This window comes from Streptomyces sp. ML-6 (genome assembly GCF_030116705.1).
Taxonomy (GTDB): domain Bacteria; phylum Actinomycetota; class Actinomycetes; order Streptomycetales; family Streptomycetaceae; genus Streptomyces.
In genome coordinates, this window is the sequence record NZ_JAOTIK010000001.1 from 846,045 (window position 1) to 863,896 (window position 17,852).

General features: G+C 72.1%; 18 protein-coding genes. 6 read left to right on the plus strand and 12 right to left on the minus strand.

The annotated features are described in order from the left end of the window. Positions 1-303: 303 nt before the first annotated feature. From OCT49_RS03655 to OCT49_RS03675, 5 genes are all read right to left on the minus strand, one after another. Complete coding sequence (locus OCT49_RS03655; protein WP_283855655.1) at positions 304-972, minus strand: S26 family signal peptidase; 669 nt, start codon at positions 970-972, stop codon at positions 304-306. Between the two features lie 17 nt (positions 973-989). Further along, entirely contained in the window at positions 990-2,741 is a 1,752-nt protein-coding gene (locus OCT49_RS03660) for an ABC transporter ATP-binding protein (protein WP_349632777.1), read from the minus strand. Positions 2,742-2,871: 130 nt separating this feature from the next. Then, on the minus strand, positions 2,872-3,426 hold the full coding sequence (locus OCT49_RS03665) for a thioredoxin domain-containing protein (protein ID WP_283850461.1): 555 nt from the start codon (positions 3,424-3,426) through the stop codon (positions 2,872-2,874). Positions 3,427-3,434: 8 nt separating this feature from the next. After that, positions 3,435-3,974, minus strand: coding sequence for a MauE/DoxX family redox-associated membrane protein (locus OCT49_RS03670; protein WP_349632778.1), 540 nt, complete (start codon positions 3,972-3,974; stop codon positions 3,435-3,437). A gap of 87 nt (positions 3,975-4,061) precedes the next feature. Next, entirely contained in the window at positions 4,062-4,256 is a 195-nt protein-coding gene (locus OCT49_RS03675) for a hypothetical protein (protein ID WP_283850463.1), read from the minus strand. A 404-nt stretch (positions 4,257-4,660) separates the two neighbouring features. On the opposite strand from OCT49_RS03675, the gene OCT49_RS03680 reads away from it, so the two are divergent. Then, positions 4,661-4,975 carry an AfsR/SARP family transcriptional regulator gene (locus OCT49_RS03680; RefSeq protein ID WP_283850464.1) on the plus strand — a complete coding sequence of 105 codons (315 nt, stop codon included), beginning with the start codon at positions 4,661-4,663 and terminating at the stop codon, positions 4,973-4,975. Here OCT49_RS03680 and OCT49_RS03685 read toward each other — a convergent pair. The 3 genes from OCT49_RS03685 to OCT49_RS03695 form a co-directional block, all read right to left on the minus strand. After that, complete coding sequence (locus OCT49_RS03685) at positions 4,965-8,117, minus strand: AAA family ATPase (RefSeq protein WP_283850465.1); 3,153 nt, start codon at positions 8,115-8,117, stop codon at positions 4,965-4,967. The two genes, OCT49_RS03680 and OCT49_RS03685, sit on opposite strands and share 11 nt — an antisense overlap. Further along, complete coding sequence (locus OCT49_RS03690) at positions 8,114-9,280, minus strand: exonuclease SbcCD subunit D (protein ID WP_283850466.1); 1,167 nt, start codon at positions 9,278-9,280, stop codon at positions 8,114-8,116. The genes OCT49_RS03685 and OCT49_RS03690 overlap by 4 nt, the downstream gene beginning before the upstream one ends. 224 nt (positions 9,281-9,504) lie before the next feature. After that, positions 9,505-10,131 carry a YigZ family protein gene (locus tag OCT49_RS03695; protein ID WP_283850467.1) on the minus strand — a complete coding sequence of 209 codons (627 nt, stop codon included), beginning with the start codon at positions 10,129-10,131 and terminating at the stop codon, positions 9,505-9,507. 58 nt (positions 10,132-10,189) lie between these two features. Here OCT49_RS03695 and OCT49_RS03700 point away from each other — a divergent pair, with 58 nt between their 5' ends. Then, entirely contained in the window at positions 10,190-10,600 is a 411-nt protein-coding gene (locus tag OCT49_RS03700) for a CoA-binding protein (RefSeq protein WP_283850468.1), read from the plus strand. An 89-nt stretch (positions 10,601-10,689) separates the two neighbouring features. Beyond that, complete coding sequence (locus OCT49_RS03705; RefSeq protein ID WP_283850469.1) at positions 10,690-11,541, plus strand: AAC(3) family N-acetyltransferase; 852 nt, start codon at positions 10,690-10,692, stop codon at positions 11,539-11,541. Positions 11,542-11,609: 68 nt separating this feature from the next. On the opposite strand, the gene OCT49_RS03710 is transcribed toward OCT49_RS03705, so the two are convergent. After that, complete coding sequence (locus OCT49_RS03710; protein ID WP_283850470.1) at positions 11,610-12,365, minus strand: acyltransferase; 756 nt, start codon at positions 12,363-12,365, stop codon at positions 11,610-11,612. A 181-nt stretch (positions 12,366-12,546) separates the two neighbouring features. Between OCT49_RS03710 and OCT49_RS03715 the strand changes: the two genes are divergently transcribed. Then, positions 12,547-13,077, plus strand: a complete 531-nt coding sequence (locus OCT49_RS03715; protein ID WP_283850471.1) for a gamma carbonic anhydrase family protein — start codon at positions 12,547-12,549, stop codon at positions 13,075-13,077. Between the two features lie 72 nt (positions 13,078-13,149). On the opposite strand, the gene OCT49_RS03720 is transcribed toward OCT49_RS03715, so the two are convergent. Continuing rightward, positions 13,150-13,809: a DedA family protein gene (locus tag OCT49_RS03720; protein WP_283850472.1), complete on the minus strand. Its 660-nt coding sequence runs from the start codon at positions 13,807-13,809 to the stop codon at positions 13,150-13,152. A gap of 158 nt (positions 13,810-13,967) precedes the next feature. Beyond that, complete coding sequence (locus tag OCT49_RS03725; RefSeq protein ID WP_283855656.1) at positions 13,968-14,405, minus strand: DUF4442 domain-containing protein; 438 nt, start codon at positions 14,403-14,405, stop codon at positions 13,968-13,970. 143 nt (positions 14,406-14,548) lie between these two features. Between OCT49_RS03725 and OCT49_RS03730 the strand changes: the two genes are divergently transcribed. Next, positions 14,549-15,613 (plus strand): DUF8017 domain-containing protein, encoded by a 1,065-nt coding sequence (locus OCT49_RS03730; protein WP_283850473.1) that lies wholly within the window; start codon positions 14,549-14,551, stop codon positions 15,611-15,613. Positions 15,614-15,679: 66 nt separating this feature from the next. Then, a complete protein-coding gene (locus tag OCT49_RS03735; RefSeq protein WP_283855657.1) occupies positions 15,680-17,023 on the plus strand; it encodes an MFS transporter in 1,344 nt (447 codons plus the stop codon). On the opposite strand, the gene OCT49_RS03740 is transcribed toward OCT49_RS03735, so the two are convergent. Next, complete coding sequence (locus OCT49_RS03740) at positions 16,985-17,830, minus strand: spermidine synthase (protein WP_283850474.1); 846 nt, start codon at positions 17,828-17,830, stop codon at positions 16,985-16,987. The two genes, OCT49_RS03735 and OCT49_RS03740, sit on opposite strands and share 39 nt — an antisense overlap. Positions 17,831-17,852 lie beyond the last annotated feature (22 nt).

Consider the following 17,852-nt stretch of genomic DNA (forward strand, 5'->3'; position numbering starts at 1 on the left):
TGTGGGCCGGCGGAGAAGATCGTGACCCGCCTTCGGGCTCCGTAACTCGCCGCACAGAGCCAGGCACTGCCGGGCCGGGCGGTCCTGATGATGCCGTGCACGGCCTGGCCGATCCGATCGGCGGCGAGGTCAGGGGCGGGCTGCCCAGCTTCCAGCCGGCTGATGATGCCGGCACAGTACCGTGCACGGCTGGGTTGCCGCTCACGTTCGGCCGCTCCGTGGTGGGCTGGAACCGGGCCGGGAACCCGGTCGGCGTCCGGGCTCCCGGCAGGGCTTCGGCAAGGCGCATGACCTACCGGGACGTCAGTGTGGGAGAGAGCGCCACACGGTGCCCAGAACGCGTTCGGCGGGAAAGTACCCCACCAGCTGCGAGTCCAGGCTGTTGACGGGGTTGTCGCCGAGCAGCACCAAGCTCCCGGGCGGCACCAGGCCCGTCGCCGAGTCGGCCATACCAGGGACACGATCGCGAGGTATCGGGTCTCCCTCGACGGCCACCACTCTCTTGATCAGCCACCTACGGTCGGCGATGGCTGAGGCCCCAGCAGTGCGCCTTACCGGCGGAGTGCTCCAGCGAGCACCGGCCGTAGGCCGTTCGATGACGACAACCTGCCCCGGCCTGGGCGTGCGGCTCCGGCGTACGAGCACTCGGTCCCCGTCACGGTAGGTGGGGCGCATGCTCTCCCCGTGCACGGTCACCGCGACCACCCTGCGCCCGAGACACACCGGGGCGACGCTCCTCACGGTGAGGGCAAGGGCTGCCAGTCCGCAGGTCAGGGCCGGGCCGGCGGCCCCCGCAAGGAGAAGGACGAGTGCGCCGGCCCACGCTGCGACCGTTCCCGCGCATACTCCGGTGCGGGCCACCCACGGCCGACGCGGAGGGCGGGCCCGCGGCTCGGCTGTGCCCCCTGCCGGCAGCGCCGCCAGGACGTGCGCGGGCAGGGAAGTGCGAGGTTCCCCGACGGGCGTTCCCATTGTCGGTGGTTCGTGGGTCACGTCAGTCCTCCCATGACAACCGGGGCGTCCGCTTCGTCCTGGTAACCGGACGCCTGCAGCAGGAAGAGCCGGGCATACGCGCCTTCGGCGGCCATCAGCGCGGCATGGTCGCCCTGTTCGACGACCCGGCCGTCCGCGAGTACGACGATCGAGTCGGCGTCCCGCAGAGCGCCCAGGCGATGCGAGACGAGCAGGCTGGTCCGCCCGCAGCGGTGCTCTCGGAGCGCGGCGTGGATCTCGGCCTCGGCCTCGGCGTCCAAGCCGGCGGACGGTTCGTCGAGGATCAGCAGATCGCGCTGGTCGCGGAGGAACGCTCGCGCCAGCGCGAGCCGTTGCCACTGCCCGCCAGAGAGCACGACTCCGGTCTCCGGATCGTCCTTGTCCGACTCCATGAAGAAAAGACGGGACAGCAGAGTGTCGTAGCCCTGCGGCAGATCTTCGAGTGTGTCGTGGATCCCCGCGCGCCGAGCCGCCCCCTGGAGCCGGTCGCGGTCGCCGAGCGCCGCCAGATCACCCAGGGCGACGTTCTCGGCGGCCGTCATGTCGTAGTGCATGTAGTCCTGAAACACCGCGCCAATGCGCTCGCGCAACTCCGCAGGGTCGAAGTTGCGGAGGTCCTCCCCGTCCCACAGGATCGCTCCACGGGTGGGGTCGTAGAACCGGCACATCAACTTGACCAATGTGGATTTGCCCGCGCCGTTGAGGCCGACGAGCGCCACGGCGGTCCCATGGGGGATGAAGAGGTCGACGCCGCGCAGTACCCAGGGGTGCTCGTCCGAGTACCGGAACCAGACGTCCCGCAGTTCGATCCCGTGTCGCAGGGTCGGGACCGGACGCGGCACGGCGGGCACCGGCAGGTCGGGGCCTGCGGAGGTCACCGTCATGTAGTGATCGAACATGAGGAGAGCCTGGTGCGTGCCGGCGACCTGGCCGATGAGCGCCACCAGCGAACTCTGAACACCTGCCACTGCAGCGACGAACATGGTCACTCCGCCGACCGAGAGGGCTCCGGTGCGCGCGGCGTCCACCGCCCATATCAGGCCGGAACCGCTCACCAGCGCGGCCAGCAATCCTAGTCCTGTCTGCACGAGGCCGGTGCGCCTGTCCACGCTCCGCTTCGCGGCGTCGGTGGCACGGCGCTCGCTCAACATGCGTCCTCGCAGGAAGGCACCGATACCGAAAAGCCGTACCTCCTTGGCGGAGTCGACCCCGGTCAGCAGCTGGCTGTAGAAGATTTCCCGCCGTTCGGCGGGGCCGACGGCCCAGAACATGTGCGCCCTGTGCCGCGACAGCCGGAGCTCGGCGAGCAGCATGGGCACCCCGGCCAGCAACACGAGAAGGGCCATCAGCGGACTGAGCAGGAGCAGTGAGCCGAGGAATCCGACAACGGTGACGGCTAACCGGACGATTTGCAGCATGCTGATGACGGTCTGGCTCGGGGTGCTTCGGCCGGCCTGGTCTGCCAGGCGCAGCTGGTCCAGAAAGCGCGGATCCTCGAACCGGCGCAGTCCGGCGAAACTCCCGACAGCCGTGAACAGCCGCTCCTGGGCGAGTAGCGCCACTCTGCGGTCCATCTCCGTGCGCACGTACTGGACCAGGTGCGGCACGATGCTGGTGGTGGCGGCGGCTCCGGCAAGCGCCGTGGCCACGGCGATCAGCTTGGCTGCCGAAGCGCCCGTGGTCAGAAGGTCCAGTACCAGTTTGGTCAGCCACGCGGTAGCTACCGGAAGTATTCCGGTGACGACCATGAACCCGGCATAGAGTGCCACCGGGCCTGGTGCTGCCCTGCATGTCAACGCACATGCCGACGCCGCGCGTCGTACGGTCACGCGCATCTGCGTGCACCTTCCACCGAATCTGTGGAGTCCTCAAGCGGACTCATGCCGCACTGGAGACCGCAGCACCGGCGTGACCGAGGTCCAGGTTGTCGGTGGTCGCCACGAGCGTGCCCCTCGAGTCGCGGGCGACCTGGAGCAGCGCCGGAAAGCCAATGACGGCGAAGGCCAGCGACATCGGCCCACCTCGCTCCTCGACGACCACCTGTGCCACGGGGGCGAGTTGTGCGGCGTACGCGGCCGTCTCGTCCTCCTCACCGACCACAACTGCCAGGGCCTGCCGGCGCCCACCGGGGAGGGCACGTGCGTACTCCAGGAACTTGGGCATCGTCTCCCGGCACATCTTGCAGTCGGGCGTGAAGAAGGCGACCGCCGTGTTGTCCACGAGCTGTTCCTGGTCCAGCTGTTGACCTTCGGTTGTGACGGTCCGGAACGGGTGCACCCTCTCACCCTTGGTGATGGAGGATGCCGGGCCCCGGCCGACGCGGGCGATTTGCTCGGAATGCTCCCGGAGTCGTTTGATGACACCCACCGTGAGGACCAGGTCAAGTGCGCAGAGCAACCCCACGAGCACGACCAGTCCGGCGAGGACGGGCATTGTGCCTCCTAGCGTCTTATAGGACGGAATAGTTGGACGAGGTCGTCGGAGACGACGGCCAGCGCTCCGACCAACACGCCGGAGCATGCCGCCAGCAGTGCCTCGGCCGGCCTGAGATGGCCCGCAGCCGAGTGGGCCGCCACGCCGCAGAGCGCGATCATCCAGAGCACGATGTTCCGCACGATGTGCCGGGCACCGAGCGGGTACTCCGAAGCGCCGAAGCACCGGCATACGGCCTGGCGCCGCCCTGTGAGGGCGCGCGCCAGGCCGATGGTGAAGACCGCCAACAGACAAGCGGCCAGAACAAAACCCGCTGATCCCGCCCAGTCGCCCAGCGGCGTTGCGAGCAGGAGCAGGACAACCGACACCTCGCTGATCACCACGGCCGCACCGCAGACGCGTACCCAGCCATCCGGGACGAGGCCCATGGCCTTCAGCGATCGGCAGAACCCCGAGAACGCGGCAGCGGTACGCACCTTGCCGACCGCTGCCGCCGCGAACACCACCACGAGGCATACAGCACAGGCGGCAGCGACTACGTCCACCATGAGGACCCTTTCCCAAGGCCGGTCCCGGCCCGGGCCGCCGTGTGCGGCCCGGGTCTCAGAGGATCAGCGAGGTCGGTTGCACGCTGGTCAGCGGCAGTCGTCGCAGTACATGAACACCCAGCCGGTCGAGCAGTTGTCGCTGTACGCCCACCAGTGGTTGTTCCAGTCGTCGCAGCCCGAACCGGTGAAGCACTTGTAGCAGGGGGCCGCGGCCGCGGCGTCGACCCCGGGTACGAACCGCTCCAGCAGTTTGCTTCCCAGCTCTTCGATCGTCTTGAACACGTCGGACTCCTTCTCTCGGTCGTTCTCCCGATGAATCTCGCGATGGAGCCCCTCCCCTACGCTCTCGGAGCGTCAGGGAGAATGCCCAGCCCTTCGGCCGTTGGAGATACTGGTTGGCGCATGTTGGAAAAACCTTGGAAGGGCCTTGAATTCGCAGGCCGGTCCCGTTGTCCCGACATCGGGTCTTCGCCCCGGGGGGAGAGGAGGTCCGTGGACTTCATTCTGTTCGGCGGCATCGAGGCACGTGTCGATGGTGCTGCGGTTGACCTGGGCCATGTTCGTCAGCGGTCGGTTCCGGCGGGGCTGCTGGTCGATGCCGATGCTCCGGTCCCGACCGCCAGGATCGTGGACCGGGGGTGGGGGACCGTCCTCCGCCACGAGCCCACGCCACGCTCTACAGCCATGTGTCCCGCCTGCGCCGGGTCCTGGCCACGGCGGCCGAGGAGGTGCGCATCCCACGGCAATCGGGCTCGTACGTCCTCACGGTCGATTCGCCAGCCGTGGACCTGCACCGCTTTCGTGGCCTGGTTGGGCAGGCCCGCGCCGCGGACGACAGCCACGCTGCGGTGCTGTTCGCACAAGCGCTTGCACTGTGGCGCGGCGATGCCTTCGGCGATCTGGACACTCCTTGGTTCAACGTCCTGCGCGAGCCGTGGCACCGGGAGAGACTCGCGACCGAACCGGATCTGAAGCTCCCCCGGTGCCCCGTCAGCCGCTGAGCGGATCGGCGGTGCGGTGCCGGACCGCCGATCCGTGCCGTTCCTTCACCACCTCGAGCTGGGCGGGGATGCGGCGGCGCAGGTCGGCGACATGGCTGACGATGCCGACGCTGCGGTCCCGCTCGCGCAACGAGTCCAGTACGTCGAGCACTTCGTCGAGGGTCTGGTCGTCCAGGCTGCCGAAGCCCTCGTCGATGAAGAGGGTGTCCAGCCGTACGCCGCCCGCCTCGTCGGTGACGACGTCGGCGAGGCCGAGCGCGAGGGCGAGCGAGGCGAAGAACGTCTCGCCGCCCGAGAGCGTGGCCGTGTCGCGCTCCCGGCCGGTCCAGGCGTCGACGACGTGCAGTCCGAGGCCCGCCCTGCGGCCCCCGGTGCGGGCGTCGGAGTGGACCAGTGTGTACCGGCCGGACGACATGCGCTGCAACCGGGCGGTGGCCGCGGCGGCGACCTGTTCGAGCCGGGCGGCGAGCACGTACGACTCCAGCCGCATCTTGCGTTCGTTGTCGGCGGAGGTTCCGGCGGTGAGCCCGGCCAGCCGTGCCACCCGGTCGTACTCCTCGCGCAGCGGGCCGAGTCCGCGCACCTCCCGCTCGGCGTCCCGCGAGAGCCGGCCGAGTTCGGCGCAGCGCTCGCGCGCGGCGGCCAGCACGGCGGAGGCGTCCCGCAGCAGCCGTTCGGCCGTGTCGTACGCGGCCTGCGCGGCGGCCACCTCGGCCGGCGGGAGCTGCGCGGCGGCCCGGGTGTCCGTCTCGGCGAGCCGGTCGGCCACGGCGGCCGCCTCGGACTGCCAGTCGTCGACGAGGCGCTGGAGTTCGCGCTGTGCGGTCTCGTCGAGCAGGTTCAGCGCCGCGGCCCGCGGGGTGTCGAAACCGGCCCGGAACGCGGCGTCCGCGAGCCGGTCGTCGGCCTCCTTGCGGCGCTGTGCGGCCTCCTCCTCCGCGCGCACCGCCGCGGCGGCCTCGGCGAGCAGGCCGATCCGGCGCTCCAGCAGTGCGGCGTGCTCGGCCACGCTGCCGGACTCGCCGCGGGCGGCCACCAACCCGGCCTCCAGCACCGCCTGTTCACGGTCCAGTCCTTCCCGCAGCGAGGTGCGGGCGGCGGCCCGGCGCTCGGCCCGCTGCCGGTCCTCGAGCCGTTCGGCCTGCTCCCGCTCGGCGGCCGCGAGGGCCTCGCGCGCCGCGTGCGTGCTGGCCGCGGTGCGGTGCGCCTCGGCGTGATCGCGCGTCAGCCGGTCGACGAACGCGCCGAGTTCGGAAACGGTGGGATCGACGGCAACGGACTCGGGGGCTGTGGGATCGACGGCGGAATCGAAGGCGGTGGGATCGGGGGCGACGGGCTCCGGCGCGGTCCCGGGCCGTTGCTGCCCGGCCGGACCGGTGTCCTTCGCCCCGTCCTCCGGCCGGGGCTCCGCCGTGCGGGCGGCCAGGCGCGCGGCCGCGTGCTGTTCGCGTACGACGCCCAGTTCCCGGTCCGCCGCGGTGCGCGCCTCCTCGGCGCGCCGGTACGCGTCGAGGGCCCGTTCCTCGGTGGCCCGGTCGACGTGCCCGTCGGCGGCGCGGGCCGGTCGGGGGTGGTCGGCCGAGCCGCAGACCTTGCAGTCCTCGCCGTCCACCAGTTCCGCCGCGAGTTCCGCCGCGATGTCGCGCAGCCGTCGTTCGCGCAGCTCCAGCCAGGATTCGTGGGCGTGGGCGGCGTGTTCGCGGGCCCCGGCCAGCCGCTCGGCCGCGGCCGACACCCGGATGGCGAGCGCGTCGCGGCGGCGGGCCGCCTCCAGTCGCGCACGGGCGGGCTCCAGGCGGCCGGCGAGCTGTTCGGCCCGGGTGGCGGCCTCCTGGGCCTCCTCGATGCGGGCCCGCAGGCCGTCCCGGACGTCCTCCCAGCCGGCCAGCCAGCCGTCCGCCTCGCGGATCAGCTCGTCGTCGTCCCTGGCCTGGCGTTCCAGTCCGGCGCGCTCGACGTCGATCTCGGCGCTGCGCCGCTCGGCGCCGCGCGCGGCCTCGAGGCCGCCGAGTTCCTGTCTCAGCCGCCCTTCCAGTTCCGCCAGTTGTTCGGCACCGGCGTCGGCCAGGGTGGCCGGCAGCGGCGCGCGGGCACGGTCGCGGGCCGCCAGGGCCGCCTGGTACGCGCGCTCGGCCTCGTCGCGCAGGTCCAGGGCGGGGGCGACGAGGTCCGCCTTGCGGGCGCGGGCGAGCCGGTCGCGGTTCTCCTCGTGGCCGGGACGGCGGGCCTCGAGCGCGGCGGAGCGGCGCAGCGTCTCCTCGTGGCGCTGCTGGAGTGCCGCGAGTGCGCGGGCCCGGTCGAGGTCTTCCAGGGCGGCCGCCCGTCGGCTGTCGGCCATGGTCAGGGCGGACGCGGCGATGTCGAGCCGTTCGCGGGCGCCGCTGCGCGCCGTCGCGGCCCATTCCAGGACGCCGTCGGCGAGGCCGGGTTCTCCGGGCCGGGTGTCGGGGAGCGGCGTCCCGGCGACCGGTCCGGCGGCCTGGGCGATCCGTTGGGCCGTCCCGACGATGCGTTCGTCCCCGGCCCTGACCTGGGCCTCGGCGGTACGGCGCAGTTCCGCCAGGCGCTCCTCCACGGCGGCGAAGCGGCGGGTGTCGAAGAGCCTGCCGAGCAGTTTGCCGCGCGCCTCGGCGTCGGCGCGCAGGAAGCGTGCGAAGTCGCCCTGCGGCAGGAGCACCACTTGGCAGAACTGTTCCCGGCTCATCCCGATGAGCTGGGTGATCTCCTCGCCGATCTCCTGGTGGGAGCGGCTGAGCGGCTGCCAGCCCCGGTCCGGGCGGTGTTCCCGCAGCTCGCTCCGTGCCTTCTCCGTCGTGAAGCCGCTGCCCTTCCGCTTGGGGCGGGGCTGGGCCGGGCGCCGGGTGATCTCGAGGCGTCTGCCGCCGACGGTCAGCTCCAGCCGGACCTCGGTGGCGACGTCCACCGGGGCGTGGTCGCTGCGCAGGGAGGTGCCGGGGCTCTGTCTCGCCCCGGGCACCGCGCCGTACAGGGCGTAGCAGACTGCGTCGAGGACCGAGGTCTTCCCCGCGCCGGTCGGCCCGTGCAGCAGGAAGAGCCCGGCCGAGGAGAGCGCGTCGAAGTCGATGTCCTGGGTGGTGCCGAACGGCCCGAAGGCGGTGATGGCGAGCCGGTGGAGTCTCAACGGTTCACCTCGCGCACCGCGTCGTCCACCCGTACGTGGTCGAAGGCGCCGCGCAGCACCGTCCGTTCCTGTTCGTCGGCCGCCGATCCGCCCCGCACGTGTGCCACGAAGTCCTCCGCGATCTGCTGGTCGTCGCGCCCCTTGAGACGCTGTGCGTACGAGGCGAGCGGGTCCTCGGGGGCCCGGTCGGGTTCGAACACGAGGCTGAGCGTGTGCGGGAACCGCTCGGCGAGCCGGGCCATCGGTTCGACCGGGCGCGTCGGGTCGGTGAGGGTGGCCTCGATCCAGGACTCCCGGTGCCGCTCCAGCGCGGGGTCCTCGACGAGGTCGTCGAGGCGGCCCCGGAGCCGGGCGAGCGGGCGGGGCACGGGGAGGTCGACGCGTTCGGCGGCGAACGTGCCCGGTGCGCCGAGGTCGATCAGCCACATGGTCTTGCGGTGGTGGGCCTCGGAGAAGGAGTACGCGAGCGGCGAACCCGAGTAGCGGACCCGTTCGGTGACGGTCTGGCAGCCGTGCAGATGGCCGAGTGCCACGTAGTCGACGCCGTCGAAGACGCCGGCGGGGACGGCGGCCACTCCGCCGACGGTGATGTCGCGTTCGCTGTCGCTGGGTTCGCCGCCCGCGACGAAGGCGTGGGCGAGGACCACGGAGCGGGTGCCGTCGGGGCGGGTCGCGAGGTCGGCGCGGACCTGTTCCATGGCCGCGCCGAGCACCGCCTCGTGCCCGGCGCGCCCGGCCCCGAGAACGTCCTTGACCAGGGCGGGTTCCAGGTAGGGCAGTCCGTAGAACGCGACGTCGCCGTGCGGGTCGGACAGGACGAGGGGGGTGGCGCAGTCGGCGGGGTCGGTGCGCAGGTGGATTCCGGCCCGCTCGATCAGTCCCGCGCCGACGCCCAGCCTGCGGGCCGAGTCGTGGTTCCCGGAGATCATCACGGTGGGCACGTCGGCGGTGGCGAGGCGGTGCAGCGCGTCATCGAAGAGTTCCACCGCGGACAGGGGCGGAACGGCTCTGTCGTACACGTCACCCGCGACGAGCACGACGTCCACCTCGTACGCGTGCACCGTCGCCACCAAGTGGTCCAGAAAAGCGGCCTGGGCCTCGATCAGGGATACCCGGTGGAACGACCGTCCGAGGTGCCAGTCCGACGTGTGCAGGATTCTCAAGAGCCGGCTCCGACCTTCATCGTTCCCTTCCTCGCCCCCCGGGCCCGTGTCGGCCGCGATACCGCCGTGCCCTGTCGGCGACCCCGTCGACGGGGCTCCTTGCTTCGCCTCCGACAGTCTTCCATCACCACCGGTGCCGTCGGGCGGGAAGATCGATCCGCCCTGCGACAGGGGGTCGTTCCGTGACCTTTCATCCCGTATGACCGAATGCCCCCTGTGCCGGTTCAGGCGTCGCCGTACGCCTCGCCGCCCAGTTCGAGTTCCGCCTCGCCCGCCGTGACGTCGGCCAGCCAGCCGCGGAACGCCTCGACGTCCGCGTCCGGCAGCCCGATCTCGATGACGACGGCGTCCGTGTAGCGGACCTCGCGCACGCTGCGGCCGGTGGCGCGCAGGTCGTTCTCCAGCTTGCCCGCGCGCTGGTGGCCGACGGTGACCGTGGCGAGGCGGAACCGGCGGCGGGTGATGGTGCCGAGTGCGTCGAGGGCCTCGCCGACCACTCCCCCGTAGGCCCTGATCAGTCCGCCCGCGCCGAGTTTGACGCCGCCGTAGTAGCGGGTGACGACGGCGACGACGTAGCGCATCTCGCGGCGCGTCAGCATCTGGAGCATGGGTACGCCGGCGGTGCCGCCGGGCTCCCCGTCGTCGCTCGCCTTCTGCACCGAGGCGTCGGCGCCGATCACGTAGGCGAAGCAGTTGTGGGTGGCGGTGGGGTGTTCCTTGCGGACGCGTGCGACGAAGTCCTGGGCCTCCTGCTCGGTGGCGGCGGGGGCGAGCGCGCAGATGAAGCGCGATCGGTTGATCTCGGTCTCGTGCACGCCCGCTCGGGCGACTGTCCGGTACTGCTCCTGCATCCGGCCAGCCTATGCCCCGGAGGGGAATGGTCCGGGGCCGCCGCCCGTTGTCCGGGTCATGTACGCAGACGAAGAGACGATCCGCAGGATTCTCCGCGACGGTGGCGACACCTGGGCGGTGGTCGGCCTGTCCAACAACCGGTCCCGCGCGGCCCACCACGTGGCCGAGGTGCTGCAGCGCTTCGGCAAACGGGTGGTTCCGGTGCATCCGAAGGCGGAGCCGGTCCACGGCGAGAAGGGGTACGCCTCGCTGGCCGACATCCCGTTCCCGGTGGACGTGGTGGACGTCTTCGTCAACAGCGACCTGGCCGGCGCGGTGGCCGACGAGGCGGTGGCGGTGGGCGCCAGGGCCGTCTGGTTCCAGCTCGGCGTGATCGACCCGGAGGCGTACGACCGGACGCGCGCCGCCGGGCTCGACATGGTGATGGACCGGTGCCCCGCCATCGAGATCCCCGCCCTGCCGGCCTGAAACCGACGGCCGGAATCCGGCCGCGGCGCCTCACCCGGCCGGATGTGCCCGGTATCACGTTCGGCCCGGGGCTGGGAGAATGGCCCACTGTGAGCACTACGACCGCGCCACCCCTCCCCCATGCCCGGAGCGGGCTGGCGGGCCAGTTGTCCGCACTCGGCGTGAAACGCAACGGCATCCTCCTGGTGCACTCCTCGATGCGCGCGGTCGGCCCGGTGAGCGGGGGCGTCCGCGCGGTGGTCGACGCCCTGCGGGAGGCGGTCGGGAGCCACGGCACGCTCGTGGTACCCGCCTTCACACCGGAGAACTCCGACACCTCCCCGCACTATCTCGCCCGGGTGCGCGGCCTCACGGACCGGGCCCGGGAGGCGGTGCGGGCGAGCATGCCGCCCTTCGACCCGGCGACGTCGGCGGCCCCGTCGATGGGGGTCCTCCCGGAGGCCGTGCGGCTCTCCGACGGGGCGGTGCGCAGTCTCCATCCGCAGACGTCCTTCGCCGCGCTCGGCCCCCTGGCCCCTTGTCTGATGGCGCGTCACTCCCCCGACTGCCACCTCGGCGAGGCCTCGCCGCTGGCCCGTCTTTACGACCGGAGGGCCCATGTGCTCATGCTGGGCACCGGTTTCGACACCTGCACCGCCTTCCACCTCGGCGAGTACCGGGTAGCGGCCCCGCCCCGGCGCGCCTACCGCTGCGTGGTGACGGCCGGGGAGCGGCGCCAGTGGTGGGAGTACGAGGACGTCGCCCTGGACGACAGCGACTTCGCGGCCCTGGGCGCCGACTTCGTCCGGTCGGACCCGGGGGCGTGCGTCCGTACCGGAACGGTGGGTTCGGCGACGAGCAGGCTCTTCCGGCTCGACCACGCCGTGGACTTCGCGACCCGTTGGCTGTCCTCGCACCGCAGCGGCGCGCGGGCCCGGGCGCTCTGCCACTCGCCCGGCTGAGCCCGGGTTCCGGCGGCCCCTTTCACCGTACGGGCGGAAGCGGGACCGCCGGGGCGGCCCGTGCCCCGTCAGGCGTCGGGCGGGTCCGGGGTCTCGCCCGGCTCCGCCAGGGCCAGCAGCTGTTCGGGCGTGACCCCCGTCGGGATCGGCACCGGGGCCGGGGTGCGCAGCGGCGGCTGCCAGCCCTTCTCCGGGTCCCAGCTGCGCACGACGCGGGCGGGGGCACCGGCCACCACCGCGTGGTCGGGCACCTCGCCCCGTACCACCGCTCCCGCGGCGACCACCACGTTGCGGCCGAGTCTGGCGCCGGGGAGGATCACCGCTCCGGTGCCGATCCAGCAGCCGGGTCCGATGGAAACGGGTTCCATGCGGGGCCATTGCCGGCCGACCGGCTCGTGGGGGTCGTCGTAGCTGTGGTTCGTGGACGTGATGTAGACGTACGGTCCGCAGTACGTGTCCGGGCCGATGGTCACCGTGGTGTCGGCGACCACGTGGCTGCCCCGGCCGAGCACGACCCCGTCCCCCAGGGTCAGGATGGGGTCGGGGCCGAGGTCCAGGTCGGGCATGAGGCCGGCCGTCAGCGTGACCTGCTCGCCGATGATGCAGTGCGCGCCGAGTTCGATCCACGGTTCGCCGAAGACCGTGCCCTGCGGGAAGGCCAGCCGGGTTCCGGGGCCGATCCGGCCGAAGCGCAGCCTGCCGGGATGTTCCGCGGTGACCGCGCCCGCCTCCTGCACCCATCGCCAGCCGCGGTGGACGGCCCCGGACAGGGCGCGCCGCCGCCAGGCGGCAAGGGATGAGAACGCGTTCCTGTTCTTCGGCACCCGCACACGGTAGTCGTCGGCGCCGGCCCCGATCCCCGCGACGACCTGTGATGTTCGCCCCACCGGCCGGTGGACGCCCGGCCGTCGCATACCGTTCCTCCGAAGCGGTCGAACGACCGCGGCCGGCCGACCGGAGTGTACGGGCCCGGCCGCACGACACCTGAGCACGGAGGGACGGGCGATGGCAGAGCGGGCGTTGGTCACGGGAATGGGCGGCAAGGATCCGGACATCGACGCGGACGCCTTCACGGCGCCGACCTCGGTCGTCATCGGCGAGGTCACGATGGCCGCGGGCTCCAGCGTCTGGTACCAGGCCGTGCTGCGGGCCGACTGCGGCCCCATCGTCATCGGCGCCGACAGCAACATCCAGGACAACTGCAGCGTCCACGTCGACCCGGGATTCCCGGTCACGGTCGGCGAGCGCGTCTCCGTCGGGCACAACGCCGTGCTGCACGGCTGCACCGTCGAGGACGACGTCCTGGTCGGCATGGGCGCCACCGTCCTCAACGGCGCCCACATCGGGGCCGGTTCGCTGATCGCGGCGCAGGCGCTGGTCCCGCAGGGGATGCGGGTGCCCCCGGGCTCGCTCGTCGCGGGCGTCCCCGCCAAGGTCAAGCGGGAGCTGACCGAGGAGGAGCTCGAGGGCATCAAGTTCAACGCGGTGGGCTACGTGGAGCTGGCCAGGGCCCACCGCCGGGCGCACGAGGGCTGAGCGGGAGGGACTGCACCGGGCGCGGGGCGGCCGGTCCCGCGGGCCGCGCCACCCGCCCCCGTCCGGTCGCGGTCAGTCCGCGGCCGGAACGATCCCCGCGTCGGCCACGGGGGCGGGCGAGGTCCGTGCCGCCACCTTCTTGGCCCGGCCCTTCAGGATCAGCATCGAGGTCACGCCGATCAGCACCGCGGCCACGAGGCCGAGGTAGGAGAACCGCTTGAGCCACGCCTCGGCGACGATCCCCACCGAGTGGACGACGGCCGTGGTGCCACCGGCCCAGACGATGCCGCCGAAGACGTTGGCGGTCAGGAACTTCCAGTACGGCATGTGGAGCACGCCCGCCAGGGGGCCCGCGAAGATCCGCAGCAGTGCGACGAAGCGGCCGAAGAAGACCGCCCACATCCCCCACTTCTGGAACGACCGCTCCGCCAGCGCGATCTGGCTCTCGCCGAAGTGCTTGGGGAACTTCCCGCCGAGCCACGCCAGCAGCGGCCGTCCGCCCTTGCGTCCGATGGCGTAGCCGATGGAGTCGCCGATGATCGCGCCGGCCGAGGCACAGGCGCCGAGGATCCAGGGGTTGATCCCGTCGTGTCCGGCGGCCAGCAGCGCCGCGCTGACCAGGACGATCTCGCCCGGCAGCGGAATCCCGAGGCTCTCCAGCCCGATGACGACGCCCACCAGGGCGTACACGCTGATCGCGGGGACGGTCACCAGCCATTCCTGGATGTGCAATGCCGGTTCCTTCCGTACGGATGTCCTGTTGCCCGCCGGGCAACTCCTCGGCGCGCGGCGGGCAGCCTACCCGTACCGGTCTTCGTCCGGACAACGCGAAGGGCCGCCACGCGCCCCCTTCCGGGAGGTGTGGCGGCCCCGTGCGGAACGGGCCGGAATCAGGCGTTGGGCCGCAGCGTCCAGACGACCGTCATCTCGCCGGTCACGGCGCCGTCCTCGCGCCGGATCTCGATGACCACGGGGAACTCCGGGCGCTTGCCCTCGTCGAGTTCGGCCACGACCTCGGCCACCGGGCGGCCGAGGGTCGCCGTCGCGGTGACGACGCCCTTGGCCAGCTTCTTGTAGCCGATCTCCGCCTTCACGGCGAGCGGCACGGCACGCGACAGCTGGTCGCCGAAGGCGGCGATGACGATCGCGCCGCTCGCCGATTCCGCCAGCGTGAACATCGCCCCGGCGTGCGGTCCGCCGATGTGGTTGTGGTAGCCGGCCTGGTCCGGGAGCCGGACCACCGCGCGCTCCGCGGTCGTCTCCAGGAATTCGAGATTGAGGGTCCGGGCCATCGGAACCGTCGCGACGAGCATCTCGCCGACGGACATCTGTTCAGCGCTCATGGCCGGATGTTACTTGCGAGTACAATCTTTGGCCACCCCGGGCCCCGCCCACCGGAACGCATCCTTCACCGTCCGCACACGGGGGCGGGCTTAGCAGACCGGCCACCACCCCTCTATCGTTACTCGCCATGTGGCCAGGACAGCAGCCGCCCGGGGGCGAGCAAAACCCGCAGGACCAGAATCAGAACCCGTACCAGCAGCCGGGGTACCAGCAGCCGAATCCCTATCAGCAGCCGGGATACCAGCAGCAGGGCCAGCCCGGTCAGCAGCCGGGCCAGCCGGGGTACCAGCAGCCCGGCTACCAGCAGCCGAACCCGTACCAGCAGCCGACCGTGCCGCAGTACTCGGTGCCCGGCCCGCCCGGCGCTCCGCAGCCCGGCGACAACGGCCGGAAGAAAACCACCGTGGTCGCGATCGTCGCGGCCACCGCGGTTGTCGTGGCCGCCGTGGTGACCGGTGTCGTCGTGCTCAACAAGGACGACGACAAGACCGACGACGTCGCCGGCGGCGGCAACTCCTCGGCACCGGCCAAGCCGTCCGGGTCCGCCTCCCCCGAGGCGAACCCGCGCGGTGAGGACGAGGACGCCAAGCCCCTCATCCCCGGCTGGAAGGTCGTCACCAACCCCAAGTGGGGCACCCGGTTCGACGTGCCCGGCGACTGGGAGGTCGGGAAGCCCGGCACGCTCTCGTACTTCGAGGACGACAAGAAGGGTGACGGCTCGCCCCTCATCGGTTTCACCGCGCCGTCGTTCTACCAGAAGAAATGGTGCGTGGACGACCCCGACAAGGACGGCAGCACGGAGGACATGAGCCTCGCGAGCGCCGGCACCAAGGGCGCCCAGGGCGCCACCGACGCCGCCAAGAACGCGCACAGCGAGGCCGGCACCTGGGTGTGGGCCGCCTACGCGCAGCACATGCCGCAGAGCACCATCAAGTTCACCCCCGCCAAGCAGTACACCACCAAGTCGGGCCTCACCGGTCAGGTCGTCACGGCCACCGCTCCCAATGTCACGAAGCGGAAGAAGTGCGACAGCGACGGCAAGGCCACCGCCTTCACCTTCAAGAACAAGAAGGGTGAATTCGCGTCCTGGATCCTCTACGGGGCCGACTCCGTCAAGGACGAACTCCCGGACGAGACGATCCAGAAGATCCTCAGCACCGTGCGGCTGGTGGAGGTCGCGCCGGAGTCCTGACCCTCCGGCCCTCCCCCGGGAAAACAGGTGGCACGGCGGAGGCGGAGCGGCGATAGTCCCTGGGTGATCGCCGCCTCCCCCGCCTCCGCCGCGCCTTCGAACCGTTCCGCCCGCAACTACCGTCTTCTGACCGCCGCCGCGGTCATCACGGGCCTGGGTACCCATGGCGCGCTGATCGCGGCGGCGTTCGCCGTTCTGCAGGCGGGCGGCGACGGGGGCGACGTCGGCCTGGTGGCCGCGGCCAGGGCCGTGCCGCTGGTGCTCTTCCTGCTGGTCGGCGGGGCGATCGCGGACCGGCTGCCACGTCACCGGGTGATGGTCGCGGCGAACGTCCTCAACTGTCTCTCGCAGGCGGTCTTCGCCTGGCTGGTGCTGGCCGGCGACCCGAAGCTGTGGCAGATGATGCTGCTCACCGCGCTGTGCGGGACCGGGCAGGCGTTCTTCAACCCGGCGGCCGAGGGCATGCTGATGTCCAGCATCAGCCATGAGCAGGCGAGCCGCGCCTTCGCGCTGTTCCGGATGGCCACGCAGGGCGCGACGATCGGCGGGGCTGCGCTCGGCGGCGCCATGATCGCGGCGATGGACCCGGGCTGGGTGCTGGCCGTCGACGCCGCGGCCTTCGCCGCGGCGGGCGTGCTGCGCGCGTTCCTGGACGTCAGCCACATTCCCTCGCGCGCGCCGGGCGGCGGGCTGCTCGCCGACCTGCGGGACGGCTGGCAGGAGTTCATCGGCCGTCCCTGGCTGTGGAGCATCGTGGCGCAGTTCTCGGTGGTGGTCGCCGCGGTGGGCGCCGCCGAATCGGTGTACGGGCCGCTGGTCGCCCGGGACGAGCTCGGTGGCGCCCGCCCGTGGGGCTTCGCGCTCGCCGCGTTCGGGGCCGGCACGCTGGGCGGGGCGCTCCTGATGACCCGCTGGAAGCCGCGGCGGATGCTGCTGGTCGGGACGCTCTGCGTCTTCCCGCTGGCCTTTCCGCCGGCGGGCCTCGCGGTGCCGTTGCCGGTGGTCTGGCTCTGCCTGGTGATGTTCGTCAGCGGCGTCGCCATCGAGGTGTTCGGGGTCGCGTGGATGACGGCCATGCACCAGGAGATCCCCGAGGAGAAGCTGTCGCGCATCTCGGCGTACGACTGGTTCGGCTCGGTGGCGATGATGCCGGTGGCGACGGCGCTCGCGGGCCCGGTGGAGTCGCTGGTGGGGCGCAGTCAGGCCCTGTGGGGCTGCGCGGGGCTGATCGTGCTGGTCACCGGGGCCGTGTTGTTCGTCCCCGAGGTGCGCAACCTGACCCGGAAACCCGACCCCGCCGGAGTGACGGTCAAGACCCCGGGCCCGGTTCCCGGTACGACTGCGGCCACGGGCCCGGCTCCGGCCGCGGCCTCAGCCGATGCCGAAGGCTCCGTCGGGCGGCTCGGGTGAGGCGACCGCCTCGCCGTCCCCGACCGGCCGGGCGGACCCGATGAACCGGTCCAGCGCGGGACCGTGCTCGACCCTGGCGGGGAAGGCGTCGGCGGCGCAGCTCCGGGTCAGGGCCGCGATGTCGACGGGGTGCCGGGACGCGACGAGGACGGCGTTGCCGAAACGCCGGCCGCGCAGCACCGCCGGTTCGGCGATCAGCGCGAGTTCCTCGAAGACCGCCGCGAAGGTGGCCAGTTGGGAGCGGAGGAAGTCGAAGGGTGCCCCGTCCGCGAGGTTGGCAACGTAGATCCCGCCCTCGCGCAGCGCCCTGCGGGCGGCTCGCGCGTACTCGACGGAGGTGAGGTGGGCGGGCACCCGCGAGCCGCCGAAGACGTCCCCGATCAGTACGTCGAGGGACCCTGCCGCGGTCCGTTCCAGCAGGCCGCGGGCGTCCGTGCCGTGCACGGCGATCCCGCTGTCCTCGGGCAGCGGGAGCCGTTCGGCGACCAGTTCGAGCAGCCCGAGGTCGGCCTCGGCGACGTCCTGGCGGGAGCCCGGCCTGACCTCGGCGACGTAGCGGGGCAGGGTGAGCGCGCCGCCGCCGAGGTGGAGGACGTCCAGCGGCGCGCCCGGTGGTCCGGCGCGGTCGACGACATGGGCGAGCCGTCGCACGTACTCGAACTCCAGGTGGTCCGGAGCGTCGAGGTCCACGTACGACTGGGGCGCGCCGTCGACGGTGAGCAGCCAGGCCCTGTCCCGGTCCACGTCGGGGAGGAGTCTGGCGGTGCCCTGGTCCACGTCCCGGATGACGGGTATCGGCTCGTTCACCCCTCCATTGTGGGGTGCCGGA

Coding starts and splice junctions, on each gene's coding strand:
- OCT49_RS03655 (WP_283855655.1), bottom strand. CDS start 972: ATGGGAACGCCCGTCGGGGAACCTCGCACTTCCCTGCCCGCGCACGTC.
- OCT49_RS03660 (WP_349632777.1), bottom strand. CDS start 2,741: ATGGTCGTCACCGGAATACTTCCGGTAGCTACCGCGTGGCTGACCAAA.
- OCT49_RS03665 (WP_283850461.1), bottom strand. CDS start 3,426: ATGCCCGTCCTCGCCGGACTGGTCGTGCTCGTGGGGTTGCTCTGCGCA.
- OCT49_RS03670 (WP_349632778.1), bottom strand. CDS start 3,974: ATGGTGGACGTAGTCGCTGCCGCCTGTGCTGTATGCCTCGTGGTGGTG.
- OCT49_RS03695 (WP_283850467.1), bottom strand. CDS start 10,131: ATGCAGGAGCAGTACCGGACAGTCGCCCGAGCGGGCGTGCACGAGACC.
- OCT49_RS03700 (WP_283850468.1), top strand. CDS start 10,190: ATGTACGCAGACGAAGAGACGATCCGCAGGATTCTCCGCGACGGTGGC.
- OCT49_RS03715 (WP_283850471.1), top strand. CDS start 12,547: ATGGCAGAGCGGGCGTTGGTCACGGGAATGGGCGGCAAGGATCCGGAC.
- OCT49_RS03725 (WP_283855656.1), bottom strand. CDS start 14,405: ATGTCCGTCGGCGAGATGCTCGTCGCGACGGTTCCGATGGCCCGGACC.
- OCT49_RS03730 (WP_283850473.1), top strand. CDS start 14,549: ATGTGGCCAGGACAGCAGCCGCCCGGGGGCGAGCAAAACCCGCAGGAC.